Source organism: Candidimonas humi, from assembly GCF_019166065.1.
Lineage (GTDB): Bacteria > Pseudomonadota > Gammaproteobacteria > Burkholderiales > Burkholderiaceae_B > Candidimonas > Candidimonas humi.
The window spans coordinates 603897-616855 of the sequence record NZ_JAHTBN010000001.1 but is presented as its reverse complement, the minus strand read 5'-3'; the positions used below and the strand labels follow the sequence as shown (position 1 = coordinate 616855).

At 64.6% G+C, this 12959-nt stretch carries 10 protein-coding genes; 6 read left to right on the top strand and 4 right to left on the bottom strand.

Going from position 1 to position 12959, the window contains the following annotated elements; translation table 11 throughout:
• The first annotated feature begins 47 nt into the window (after positions 1 to 47).
• Complete coding sequence (locus KVP10_RS02710; protein WP_217962900.1) at positions 48 to 1277, top strand: tellurite resistance/C4-dicarboxylate transporter family protein; 1230 nt, start codon at positions 48 to 50, stop codon at positions 1275 to 1277.
• A gap of 9 nt (positions 1278 to 1286) precedes the next feature.
• Here the strand turns inward: KVP10_RS02710 and KVP10_RS02705 are convergent, their stop codons facing one another.
• Entirely contained in the window at positions 1287 to 2243 is a 957-nt protein-coding gene (locus KVP10_RS02705) for a LysR family transcriptional regulator (protein ID WP_217962899.1), read from the bottom strand.
• 162 nt (positions 2244 to 2405) lie between these two features.
• On the opposite strand from KVP10_RS02705, the gene KVP10_RS02700 reads away from it, so the two are divergent.
• From KVP10_RS02700 to KVP10_RS02690, 3 genes are all read left to right on the top strand, one after another.
• The gene (locus tag KVP10_RS02700; RefSeq protein ID WP_217962898.1) at positions 2406 to 3395 is read left to right on the top strand and encodes a tripartite tricarboxylate transporter substrate binding protein; all 990 of its coding nucleotides are present in this window, start codon (positions 2406 to 2408) and stop codon (positions 3393 to 3395) included.
• A gap of 9 nt (positions 3396 to 3404) precedes the next feature.
• Positions 3405 to 4664: a CaiB/BaiF CoA transferase family protein gene (locus KVP10_RS02695; protein WP_246600251.1), complete on the top strand. Its 1260-nt coding sequence runs from the start codon at positions 3405 to 3407 to the stop codon at positions 4662 to 4664.
• A 147-nt stretch (positions 4665 to 4811) separates the two neighbouring features.
• Entirely contained in the window at positions 4812 to 5264 is a 453-nt protein-coding gene (locus KVP10_RS02690; protein WP_217962897.1) for a MaoC family dehydratase, read from the top strand.
• 67 nt (positions 5265 to 5331) lie between these two features.
• Here KVP10_RS02690 and KVP10_RS02685 read toward each other — a convergent pair whose 3' ends face one another.
• Positions 5332 to 6534 carry an ammonium transporter gene (locus KVP10_RS02685; protein WP_217962896.1) on the bottom strand — a complete coding sequence of 401 codons (1203 nt, stop codon included), beginning with the start codon at positions 6532 to 6534 and terminating at the stop codon, positions 5332 to 5334.
• Between the two features lie 364 nt (positions 6535 to 6898).
• Between KVP10_RS02685 and KVP10_RS02680 the strand changes: the two genes are divergently transcribed.
• Both KVP10_RS02680 and KVP10_RS02675 read left to right on the top strand, forming a co-directional pair.
• Positions 6899 to 9382, top strand: a complete 2484-nt coding sequence (locus KVP10_RS02680) for a DUF3772 domain-containing protein (RefSeq protein WP_217962895.1) — start codon at positions 6899 to 6901, stop codon at positions 9380 to 9382.
• 166 nt (positions 9383 to 9548) lie between these two features.
• Positions 9549 to 10193 (top strand): DsbA family oxidoreductase, encoded by a 645-nt coding sequence (locus KVP10_RS02675; RefSeq protein WP_217962894.1) that lies wholly within the window; start codon positions 9549 to 9551, stop codon positions 10191 to 10193.
• Positions 10194 to 10260: 67 nt separating this feature from the next.
• Here the strand turns inward: KVP10_RS02675 and recJ are convergent, their stop codons facing one another.
• Positions 10261 to 11967 carry a single-stranded-DNA-specific exonuclease RecJ gene (gene recJ / locus KVP10_RS02670; RefSeq protein ID WP_217962893.1) on the bottom strand — a complete coding sequence of 569 codons (1707 nt, stop codon included), beginning with the start codon at positions 11965 to 11967 and terminating at the stop codon, positions 10261 to 10263.
• A complete protein-coding gene (locus KVP10_RS02665) occupies positions 11949 to 12887 on the bottom strand; it encodes a hypothetical protein (protein WP_217962892.1) in 939 nt (312 codons plus the stop codon). The genes recJ and KVP10_RS02665 overlap by 19 nt, the downstream gene beginning before the upstream one ends.
• Positions 12888 to 12959: the final 72 nt, after the last annotated feature.

Below are 12959 nucleotides of genomic sequence, written 5' to 3'. Positions count from 1 at the left end.
TCCCCGTGCCAGCCCAAGCGTGGGGGCCATGCCCGCGCAGAGATCCGATGAGCCTGCCATTTTTCACACGCGCTTCTGCCGCCCGTCTGCGGCGCCGCCGGGCCAGCAAGGCCTCGCTGGCCTCGATGTCGCCGGCTTATTTCGGCCTGGCCATGGCCACCGGCATCGTGTCGCTGGCCGCGCACATGCTCGGCACCGCGGCGTTCGCGCTGGCGCCTTTGTTCGCGCGGATCTTGTTCCATTTGAATGTAGTGCTGTATTGCTCGCTCTGGGTACTGACGTTCTTGCGCATCCTTCGCCATCCCGCGCGCGTGCTGGACGACCTGACCCATCATCTGCAGGGCTGGGGCTTTTTCACGGTGGTGGCCGCTTCCAGCATTCTCGGCATCCAGTTCCTCGAGCAGGCCGGCAATATAAAGCTGGCCTGGGCGCTGTGGTTCCTGGCCCTGGGGCTCTGGGTCTGCCTGAATTACGTGGTGTTCACGGCCTTGATCATCAAGACGCACAAGCCCGAGCTCAAGCAGGGCATCAATGGCGGCTGGCTGCTGGCGGTGGTCGCCACCCAGTCGATATCGTCGCTGAGCCTGTTTCTGGTGGCCGACGTGCCGCTCGAATACCGCACGCTCATGGCTTTTCTCGCGCTGTCGCTGTGGCTGTGGGGCGGCATGCTGTACATCTGGATGGTGTCGCTCATTTTCTATCGCGACACCTTCTTCCGCTTTTCGCCGGGGGACATGGTGCCCCCGTACTGGATCAATATGGGCGCCATGGCCATCTCGGCCCTGACGGGCGCCTCGATGATCGAACAAGCCGCGGATGTGCCGTACCTGGAGTCCTTGCTGCCTTTCGTCAAGGGCTTCACCATTTTCTACTGGGCCACCGGCACCTGGTGGATCCCGCTGCTGGTGATCCTGGAGGTATGGCGTCATGGCTTCAGGCACTTCCCGGTGCAGTACGACGCGCTTTATTGGGGCGCCGTGTTTCCCCTGGGCATGTATTCGGCCAGCACCTACCGCATGGACTTGATGATGGGCTTCGGTTTTCTCATGCCGGTTGCCGAAGGCTTTCTGTATGTGGCGATCGTCGCCTGGGCGATGACTTTCATAGGCCTGCTGGCCTGGGTCGGGCGGCGCATTTTTTCGCGCGGCCAGGCGGGGCATAACAGTACCACCGCGCGTCGGCATGGCATCCGGCATGGGTTGCGCACCGCGGCGCCGCATACGCGCCATGAGTTGCCCACCCGACACCACGAGGTGGGCAGGGCGGGGCACGAATGAGCGCGCGTATTATTTCTTCGCCGCGTGAGACAGCAAGGTCCGAGACTGCGCCCGGATCAGTTCGAATAGTGCTCGCGTGAGGTCGGTGGGCTCGTTGTCCTTGAGGCGCACGATGGCAACCGGAGGCAGCGCTATTCGCGGATGGATGTTGATCATGGAAATTCCGGCGCCGCGCGAAAAATAGTGCGCAGCGTCGGCCCGCACCACGCCGAGCAGGCGTGGCTGCTGGCCGACCAAGGCGCCTATGGTCGGGATAGATCCGACTTCTATCGCAGCCCTAGGTATGGGCAGGCCGGCGTCTCTCATGGCGCTGCGCAAAGCATGGCGCACGAGCGAATCGCGGGCGGGTAGTACCCAGGAATACTCCTGTAGGTCTTTCAGAGTCATTAAGCCTGGCAGTGGCTTGCGGGAACTCTGTGTGATAAAGCTGAGCTGGTCCGGATACAGGATTTCAGTATGCAGCAGAGCCGCGTCCTCGTCCGACATGGGGCGCACGGGCAGACTCCCCACGACGAAATCCAACTCGCCGTTTTTTAACTGCGCGAACAGCGTATCGGCGACCGCGTCCACCATTTCCACTCTTGCCGCAGAATGCGTAGCGACCAATTGTGCGATCGGGGCGGCCAGCAACGCGACGGCGGTATATGAGGGCGATCCCAGGCGCAGGACGTGTTCCTTGCCTCCGCGATATTGTTCGACGTTGCTGCTCATGCGTTCGAGCTGGGTCAGGATCATGCGCGCCTGCTGCACCAGCGAGCGGCCCATCGGGGTCAGGGTCACGCCTTCGCGGTTGCGGACGAACAACGGTGCCTGGATCGCGGCTTCCATTTCTCGCGCCATTTTGCTGATCGCCGGCTGGGTTAGGGACATTTTCTCGGCCAGCATGCGAAACGAGTTGCCTTCGGCAACGCCACAAAGCAGTTCAAGTTGCTTGAACCTTAAATGATGTAGTGGCGGCACGGGCATGGCAGTCGATCTCAGCAATTGTGGTTAACCAAAATTTATATATTAATCATTAAATTTCAATTTTCAGTTAACTATATCGAGAATATTCTGAATCCGCTGCCAGTCTTGGCAAAGAGGTTGCACATTCCCTCGCTCATAAGTCTTACAAGGAAAGGAGGCGTAATGAAATTACGCATAATCGCAATGATACGCAGCGCGATATTGCTATTGGCAGCGAGCCTTGCGCCCATGCTCGCGCAAAGCGCGACCCATGCCTGGCCCGACAGGCGCATCACGATTGTCGTCCCGTTCCCGCCCGGGGGCGCCACGGATGTAATGGCGCGCATGTTCGCACCAAAAATCGCGGCCGCGCTGGGGCAGCCGGTGATCGTCGAAAACAAGATCGGAGCGGGCGGCATCGTCGGCACGCAATACGTGGCCCACGCGCCCAAGGACGGCTACACCCTTCTGTGGGGTACGGTGGCGACCCACGCGATCGGGCCCAGCGTCTACAAGCATCTGCCTTATGACCCAGTCAAGGATTTCACGCCGATCGTGCATGCGGTGGACCAGCCCTATGTGCTGGTGGCTCATCCCTCCCTGAATGTACACACACTTAAAGAGCTGATTGCTCTGGCGCAGTCCAGGCCAGAGGCCATTCCCGCCGGGTCCGCCGGCAAGGGAACCGGCGCGCACATGATTCTTGAAAAATTCATGGCGCAGGCACATGTCAATATGCTGCATGTGCCCTACAAGGGGGCCAGCCCGGCCATGGCAGATCTTCTGGGCGGACAGGTCAAGATGGTGTTCGATGTGGTGCTTACGACCGCGCCCTACATCAAGAGCGGCAAGCTAATTGCCCTGGCGGTCACCAGCAAGCAGCGTTCGCCGACTTTGCCGGATGTGCCGACGATGATCGAAGCCGGTGTTCCGGGTTTTACCGCGGTGGGCTGGAATGGTTTGTTTGCACCCGCCGGAACGCCGTACGCGGTGGTGCTCAAGCTCAACAAGGCCGTGGATGACGCGCTGGCATCTCCTGACATACATCAGCGCCTGATCCAGCAAGGGTCCGTGCCGGTGGGCGGCACGCCCCAGGAGTTCCGCCAGTTCATGCAGTCGGAATTGAGCAATTGGCGTGCGGTTGCCGAGCAAGCGCATGTGTCTTTGGATTGAGACAGGACGATGATGGATTCCGAGCACAACAACGAACCAAGGCCGCGAGCTTCCGATGCACCCGGTGCGGGGGCCGGCCCCAAGGGCCCTTTATCGGGCGTGAAGGTGCTGGACATATCCACGGTAATCGCAGGGCCGTTGTCTTCGACCTTGCTTGGGGACCTGGGCGCCGAGGTGCTGAAGGTCGAGTTACCGGGCGTGGGCGACCACCTGCGGCAATTGCCGCCGCATAAAGATGGTAAATCGCTGTGGTCCAAGGTCGCCAACCGGAACAAGCGCGGCATTACCCTGGACCTACGCCGTCCAGATGGAGTCAGTCTTTTCGAGCGCCTGCTACCGCGTTACGACGTGCTGGTGGAGAATTTCCGCCCCGGCACTCTGGACGCCTGGGGCCTGGGCATGCAGCGTCTTACGCAACTTAGGCCCGACCTGATCGTGTTGCGGGTCACGGGTTTTGGCCAGACCGGCCCCTACCGGAACCGGCCGGGATTTGCACGGATCTTCGAAGCCATGTCAGGATTCGTGAATCTTTGCGGAGATCGCGACGGGCCGCCAATGTATCCGGGGTTTCCGGTGTCCGATGCTCTGACCGGATTGTTCGGGGCGTATGCGATTGCTGCGGCCTTGCTGCATCGCGACCGTAATGGCGAGGGGCAAGAAATCGATCTGTCTGCGACCGAGGCAATGTTTCGCGTGCTGGATTTCATGGCGATCGAATATGATCAACTAGGTGTGGTGCGTGGCCGCCAGGGTAATCTGAATGCTTATTCTGCCCCCAGTGACGTGTATGTCACCCTCGATGGGAAGTGGGTAGCATTGGCGGTGAGCGCCCCGACGGTATTCCGGAGGCTGGCCCTGGCCATGGACAGGACCGATCTGCTCGAGGATGAGGACTTCAATACGAATGCGGCGCGGATAAGAAATCGCGAGCGCATCGAGCAGATAACTCGGCAATGGTTCGGAGCGCGCAGCATGCAAGACGTGGAGTCGGTGCTGCGCAGGCATGAGGTGAGCTTCAGCCCGATCTACGATATCCGCGACATCTTTTCGGATCCCCACTTTGCCGATCGCAATATGATCATTCCGGTAGTCGATGCCACCCTCGGCCCCTTGCGCATGCAGGGGGTGGTGCCGCGGTTTTCCAGGACACCCGGCGAGGTCTGGCGTGCCGGGCCCGAGCCGGGCGAACACAACGACCAGGTATATGGCGATGAGTTGGGGATTGATCTCCAAACCCGCGAGAGTCTGGAGCGCGACGGGGTGATATGAGGCCCGGCCCTGTCTTTGCTGTGGCTTGATGCCGCGTGCGTTGTAGGATTCCGTTGGGGGCGCTCGTTATAGTGTGGTGTCGGGGCCGAGCCGTATACGCGAGGTTGTCCCGACAAGTGTATGTTCCGGCCGGATTTGAGCAGGCCGTTGGAGACCGGAATGGATGTGTGTGGCGAAGCTTTTCCGATTTTGGAATTGAATGAGCGCTTATGCCTGGGTTCGGCGCGGCTGCTCGCTTACCTCGCTGCTGTCGGAGGCGGTCATCCGGTCCATACATCGCCCGAACTGGCGCTCAGGGCCGGCTTCCGCGACACGCCGCTGCCGGGCGTGCTAATGGTGGGCGCGGCCCTGGCTTCGCTGACACGCCATTTTGCAACTCTTCCCATTCTATTGCTGTCGGTCGAGTCCAGGTTCTTGGCGCCTCTGATGCCAGGAGACGAAGTCGGCCTGGCCTGGCGCCTGGACCTCTCATCTCTGCGCCGCACGCGGCGCTACATTGAAGGCGCTTACGACGGAGGATGCACTGTGGTGGATGGCCGAGAGGCCCTGTCCATGCGCGCGTTGATACGTGTCGTGACGCCGTTGTGCGAGGCTGCTTGAGCCGGAAACCGCGGCATCTCCATGCCATCCGTGGCAGCTCATTTTGCCCTGATGACGGTCGGGCAGGCTACCAACTGGTTTCGCGATCCGAGGTAGACGAGATCTTGTGGATCGACAGGTCGGCGCCTTCGAATTCCTGTTCGGGTTCCAGGCGTATGCCCACGAAACGCTTCAAGGTACTGTAGATCGCGACGCTACCGACCAGCGCGATGGCGATGCCCAGCAAGGTGCCCGCCAACTGCGACATGAAGGACACGCCTCCCATGCCGCCCAGGGCGCGCTGGCCGAAGATGCCCGCGGCCAGGCCGCCCCAGGTGCCGCACAGGCCGTGCAGCGGCCAGACACCCAGCACGTCGTCGATCTTCCACTTGTTCTGCGTCAGGGTGAACATCCAGACGAAGATCGCGCCCGCCACGGCGCCGGTGACCAGGGCGCCCAGGGGATGCATCACGTCCGAACCCGCGCATACCGCCACCAGCCCGGCCAAGGGGCCGTTGTGAATGAAGCCCGGGTCGTTGCGGCCGCAGACCAGCGCGGCCAGCGTGCCGCCGGCCATGGCCATCAGGGAATTCATGGCCACCAGCCCGTTCATCCGGTCCAGAGTCTGTGCGCTCATGACGTTGAAACCGAACCAGCCCACCGTCAGTATCCAGGCGCCCAGGGCCAGGAACGGAATATTCGAGGGCGGGTGGGCTGCGATGGCCCCGCTCTTGGAGTAGCGCCCACGCCGCGCGCCCAGCAGCAATACCGCCGGCAGCGCGATCCAGCCGCCCATGGCGTGGACCACCACCGAGCCGGCGAAGTCGTGGAAGGGCGCCGAGAACACGGATTGCAGCCAGGCCTGGATGCCCAGGTGGCCGTTCCAGGCGATGCCCTCGAAGAATGGATACACCAGCCCGACCAGCACCGCTGTCGCGCACAGTTGCGGATAAAACTTGGCGCGCTCGGCCATGCCGCCCGAGATGATCGCCGGGATGGCGGCGGCAAACGTCAGCAGGAAGAAGAAGCGCACGAGGGCGAAGCCGCTGTGCGCTTCCAGCATCGGCGCGCCCACATAAAACGTCACGCCGTAGGCGACGTAGTAGCCCACGAAGAAGTAGGCGATGGTGGAAATGGCGAAGTCGGCGAGGATCTTGACCAGCGCGTTGACCTGGTTCTTCTTGCGCACCGTGCCCAGTTCCAGGAACGCGAAGCCGGCGTGCATGGCGAGGATCATGATGGCCCCCAGCAGGATGAACAGGGCGTCAGCGCCGTCTAATTGGTGCTTCATGCTGGGTGGCTCCGGTCTGTAATGGGTGATTTGGGGGCGATGGTCGTGCGCCGGTTTCGAACATTGAATTTTACGAGCGCTAGATTGACGAATGGTTGAATGCAGTTGGGTGAATATTCGCCGAAATTATTGATATCTGCGCACTTGTTTGGTGCGTCCGTCATGCACCAAGACGATCCATGCCCGGTTTTGAGGCGCGGGCCGGCCCAAGAGCGCGGCCGGAGGCGCAAGGCGGCCCGGCCGCCCCGCCACATAAGAACACATAAGAAGTATGCGCGTGTACTGGCGGTATCTATCGGTAAGCAGTATGCCGCGGCGCCGCGGCACGTCATAAAATGAGCAACCTCAACGCTCTAGCATGAACATGAAAGCGATGCTTTCGCGCGCACCAGGCGCTGCGCGTATCAGCCGATCCTCTTTGTGGATCTGGTTTTCTGCGGCCTTGCTGGCCTGCGTCCTGGCGCTGGCGCCCTTGGCCGGGGCCCGGGCCCAGTCGGGGGACGCCAATTCGGGTACTCCCACGCCGGCGGACATAGCGAGGGCGCTGGACAAGGCCCGCGTCCAGATGGACACGGTGCAAAACAGCCTGAAGCAGCCCCTGGACGATGCCCAACTGGTGCAGTTGCGTTCCACGGTGCAGGATGCCCAGGCCCAGGCCAAGCAGGCTGCCACCCAGATCGATCCGCAGCTCACCAGCGTCAAGGCCAGGCTGGCCGAATTGGGCCCCGTGCCCGCCGGCGGCCAGGAAGCGCCGGATGTCGCGGCGCAGCGGGCGCAACTCACCAAAAGCAGCAGCGCACTCGATTCCCAGCTCAAGCTGGCGCGCCTCATCACGGTGGAAGGGGACCAGGCCGTGGAGCAAATACAGACGCTGCGGCGTTCGCAGTTCCAGGCCCGCCTGGGAGCGCGCACCGATTCCATCTTCGGCGTGCCTTTCTGGTCCGAGCTCGTGCAGGAGTGGCCCCGCGACGTCCATCGGCGTTTATTGCCCCTGGGCAACGAAGTAGCCGGATACATAGGCGCCGCTACGCTCGGGGTATGGGCGCTAGTGCTGCTGGCCATTGTGCTGCTGCTGGTGCTGCGCGTGTTGGCCGGCCGTGTATTGATGCGCTTTTCGACCACGCATGTGCCTTCGGGCCGCCTGCGCCGTTCCTTGTATGCGGCGGTGCGGGTCATGATGGCGGTGGCGGTGCCGGGCCTGATCGCGGCGGCCTTGCGTGCCGGCATCAACTCGTCTTCGGCCCCGCCCGACGGCCTGGACGCGCTGCTGGGCTGGCTCGTCGGCCTGGTGTGCTTCGGCGGCCTCGTGGCCGGTCTCGGGCGCGCGTTGCTGGCGGCCGACCGCCCCTCATGGCGACTGCCGCACCTGCCGGACATCGTTGCGCGCGGCCTGCGCGGGTTCCCACTGCTGCTGTCGATAGTGATCGTGGTGGGCTGGGCGGCGCAGCACCTGGCCGCGCAAGTCAATGCCAGCCTGAGCACTACCGTTTTCCTGGATTGCGTCACCGGCCTGTTGACGACGGCAATACTGTCGGCCGGACTGCTGCGCGCCCGGCGCCTGCGCGTAGCGGCGATCGCCGCCACGGAAAAGGGGCCGGCGCCGGCGCTGCCCTTGTGGGCTTCCGCGCTCGTGGGGATCGCGTGGCTGGTCCTGGCGATCAGCGCTATATGCCTGGTGACCGGCTATGTCGCCTTCGGCGGCTTCCTGGCCAGGCAGGTAGTGTGGGTCCTGACCGTGCTCGGCGTGGCCTATCTGCTGTCGGTGCTGGTGGAGGATGGCTGCGCCAGCCTGCTGGCGATCATCAAGCGCGGCGCGGTCGACGACCGCGATCCCGGGCCCATGGTGCGCGCCCGTTGCCAGGCGATAGTGCTGGCCTCGGGGCTGGTGCGCCTGGCCATATTGCTGATCACCCTGATGCTGCTCTTGATCCCCTTCGGCGAGGGGCCCTCGGAATGGCTCAATCGCTTCAACCAGTTGTATACCGGCATTTCCATAGGCGAGGCGCAGATACGCCCGACCTCCGTGTTCCTGGCGGTGGTGGTCCTGATCCTGGGCATTGCTTGCGTCCGCGTGCTGCAGCGCTGGCTGCTGTCGCGCTACCTGCCGGCCACCAGCCTCGACCGGGGCATGCAGTTCTCGGCCGCGACCCTGTTCGGTTATGCCGGGTATGTGCTGATCGTGGCCCTGGCGCTGTCGGCCGCGGGCATAGGCCTGGAACGGGTGGCCTGGATAGCCAGCGCCTTGTCGGTGGGCATAGGCTTCGGCCTGCAGGCGGTGGTGCAGAATTTCGTATCCGGCCTGATATTGCTGGCCGAGCGTCCGGTGAAGGTGGGCGACTGGGTGACGCTGGGCGGCGTGGAGGGCGACATCCGCCGCATCAATGTGCGGGCCACGGAAATCCAGATGAGCGACCGCTCCACAGTAGTCGTCCCGAATTCCGAATTCATCACCAAGATCGTGCGCAACGTGACCCACGCGAATCCGATAGGGCGTGTGCTCATCAAGCTGCCCATGCCGCTGTCGACCGACGCGGACCAGGCGCGCGGCCTGATGCTGGACGCGTTGCGCGAGCACGCCGGCGTGCTCGATGAGCCGGCGCCGAACGTGCTGCTCGAAGGCCTGGACGCCAGCGGCTTGATCTTCGACATGATCGGCTATGTCGCATCCCCGCGCGCCGCGTCGGGGGTGCGCAGCGACCTGCTGTTCGACGTGCTGCGCCGCCTGCGCGAAGCCGGCCTGCCGCTGTCCACGCCCACCACCATGCTGCTGGCCGAGGCCAAGGCCGCGAACCCGGCGCTGCCCCCCACCAGCGCCGCGGCCGCGCCCGCTACGGGAGACGCGGGCTGATCGGCGCGGCTGGCGGGGTTGCTGCCTTCCAAACCGGCCGCAAGAAAGCGGTAGTGGCGGTGCGGTGAATCCGAGCGGTCGCGATGGGAACGGATTAAACTGGTCTATCGAAGGCGCGGCGCAAGAGACCATGGCGGCGGCGCGCCGCAGACTGCAAGGCACCGATATGGCAAGCAAGCTCAAGATAGATTTCGTTTCCGACGTATCCTGCCCGTGGTGCGCCATCGGGCTCAGTTCCCTGGAACAGGCGCTGTCGCGGCTGGACGGCGAAGTAGGCGTCGATCTGCACTTCCAGCCTTTCGAACTGAATCCGGACATGCCGTCCGAGGGGCGGGATTTCGTCGATTATCTCGGCCGGAAATACGGCAGGACCTCGCAGGAAGTGGCGCGCAGCGCCGAAGCCATACGCGAGCGCGGCGCCCAGGTGGGATTCGAGTTCGGCAAGCGCGAACGCGTCTACAACACTTTCGATGCGCACCGCCTGCTGCATTGGGCGGGCCTGCAAGGGCGCCAGCGGGAACTCAAGCACGCCTTGTTCCGCGCCTATTTCACCGAGGGCAAGAATCCGGGCGATGCCGATGTGTTGGTAGATCTGGCGGGCAAGGTCGGGCTGGATGCGGCGCAGGCTCGCGCGATCCTGGCCTCCGATGCCTACGCCGAGGATGTCCGCGAACGCGAACGCTACTATCGGGACAGCGGCATCGATTCTGTGCCGTCCATCATCGTCAACGACCGCCACCTGATCCAGGGCGGCCAGCCGCCGGATGTTTTCGAGCAGGCATTGAGGCGCATCGCTTCCGCGGCGCAGTGATCTACGTGCCGGCGGCGGGGCTGGCGGCTCGCACCGCTATGCTTGGGCGCGCGGGCATGGCCAACTGCTAGGCCGCGCCGGCGTACTCGATGATCAGTTGCGCGCTGACCATGCCGTTCCACACGTTCTTGTCCAGGCGGTAGGCGGCCTCGATATGTTCGGGCAGCATTTCCGCATGGCCGAACCAGATCGCATCGAAGCGCTGGTTGCCGCGCGCGAGGCTCAGCTTGAGGTGCTTGTCCTTGAGCAGGCGCTGCTGCTGCACCTGGAAGGTGTCGCGGAACACGGGGGCGGGAAAGCCCGAGCCCCACACCTGCTGCTGCAGCAGCCCGGCCACGTCGGCATTGGCATAGCCGCTTTCCAGCGAACCGTCGGTTTCTATCAGCGGGTCGAAGCTGTCGCGGCCGCTGAGTTCGCGCACCGCCAGGTCGAAGCCCCGTGTGAAATCCGGATAGCCGCTTTCCAGCAGGGTCAGGCCCGCGGCCATGGCGTGGCCGCCGAATTTGACGATGATGCCGGGATGGCGCTTGGACACGAGATCGAGCACGTCGCGCAGGTGCACGTCGGGAATCGAGCGGCCCGAGCCGCGCAGTTCGCCACTGTCGGCGCGCGCGAAGGCGATCGTGGGCCGCCAGTAGGTTTCCTTGATGCGCGATGCCACCAGGCCGACCACGCCCTGGTGCCATTCGGGGTGATAGACGCACACACCGGCGCCGATCTCGGTTTCGGGCAGTTCCATTGCAGCCATGGCTTCCTCGCGCATGCCGGCCTCGATGGCGCGCCGATCATGGTTGATGGAATCCAGTTCGCGCGCCAGGCGCAGCGCCTGGGCTTCGTCGTCGGCCAGCAGGCATTCGATGCCCAGGCTCATGTCGGCCAGGCGGCCGGCGGCGTTGATGCGCGGGCCGATGGCGAACCCCAGGTCGAAGGCGCTGGCCTGTGCCGGTTCGCGCGCGGCCACCGCGAACAAGGCCCGCAAGCCCGGCTGCATGCGGCCCGCGCGGATCTTCTGCAGGCCTTGGGTGACCAGCAGGCGGTTGTTGGCGTCGAGCTTGACCACGTCGGCCACCGTGCCCAGGGCCACCAGGTCGGCCAGCGCGTCCAGGCGCGGGCCGGTATTGCCTGCATAGATGCCGCGCCGGCGCAGTTCGGCGCGCAGGGCCAGCATCAGGTAGAAGATCACGCCCACGCCCGCCAGGTTCTTGGACGGGAAACCGCAGCCCGGCTGGTTGGGGTTGACGATGGCCAGGGCCTGCGGCAGGGTGCTGCCGGGCAGGTGATGGTCGGTGACGATGACCTCCATGCCGGCCGCTGCGGCCGCGGCCACGCCGTCGACGCTGGCGATGCCATTGTCCACGGTAATGAGTATGTCCGGCTTACCGGCGCGATGCCGCAGCGCGAGCTCGACCACGGCGGGCGACAGGCCGTAGCCGGTCTCGAAACGGTTGGGTACCAGGAAATCCACTTGCGCGCCCATGGCCCTCAGGCCGCGCACGGCCACCGCGCAGGCGGTGGCGCCGTCGCAGTCGTAGTCGGCAACGACCAGCAGGCGCTTGCGTGCGCCGATCGCGTCGGCCAGCAGGGCGGCGGCGTGCTCGCTGTGCGTAAGCCGCCCCGGCGGCAGCATGGCCGACCAGTCCGGCCGGGTCTCGGAAATTTCCCGCACGCCGCGCGCGGCCCATAGCCGCGCCAGCAGGGGATGTACGCCGCAGGCCTCGAGCGCGCGCGCGGCCTCGGGCTGGGCGGGGCGTGTGCTCAGTCTCGGGGTGACCACCAGCTTCTCCAGGATGAGCGAGCCCCCGGCAGCAGGGCGGCGAGGCGCCCGCGGCTTGTCAGCTCTACATATTTGTCGCCGCCGAGCAGCACCAGCCCTGGCCGCGAGGAAGCCGCGGGACGCAATGCCCGTGCTTCCAGTTCGCCCAGGGCCTGCAGCCAGGCGCTCCAGTCGTGCGCCAGCATGGGCGCCAGCAATTCTTCATGGACCTGGAACGGCTCTGTTTTGTGCGCCGTGGGGAACTGTTCGGGCCTGGCGCCGCCAAACAGCCATAGACTGTTGATCGGCGGCAGCCCGCGTTCCTGGCGCGCCTGGTTGACCGGATGCTCGAACCAGGTCATTTGCAGCTCGTTGACCAGCTTGCGCCAGGGACGGGCGGCGGTGTCCTGCGGCCACCATTCGTTGACCGAGCTCAGGCTGACCAGCCGAGGGCTGGCGCAGACCGGCGAGAAGTCGCCCTCGATGGCGATGCGCCAGTGTTGCGTGTCCAGCGGCCGGGCCTGGAAGCCGCTGCCCTGGAATGCGCTGTGCGCGGCTTCGAACAAGGCTACACTCTCGTCTGGCGCGATGTCGAGCTGGCAGGCCGCCAGCAGGCGCGCACCCTCGCGCGAAGGCGAGACATGTACCAGCTCGGCCAGCCATACCGGCGTGTCCGGTGCGTCCGGCGCAGCCGGGCCGGCGCCCCATAGCGGGCCGAGGCCGGCGCAGAAGTTCTGTCCGCGCCCCGGCACGAAACCGCGCGCGGCCAGTTGCCAGCGCTCGTAGGGGGTGCAGCCGGAGACGCCCGGATTGGCCTGCGTGACCGTGGCGCGGCTCTGTTCCAGCCAGCGCGCCAGTGTGGGCGCGGCCTTGAGCATGTGGGGTGTGAGTTCGCGGGCCTCGCGAGGGTCGGGCAACGCGCCCGGTAGTACGATTTGCATTCCCGGATTGTAGTGGCAATGAAAAGATGGTGGGATATTGAAGAGCTCATATGAACTTTGGATCGGCGCGCG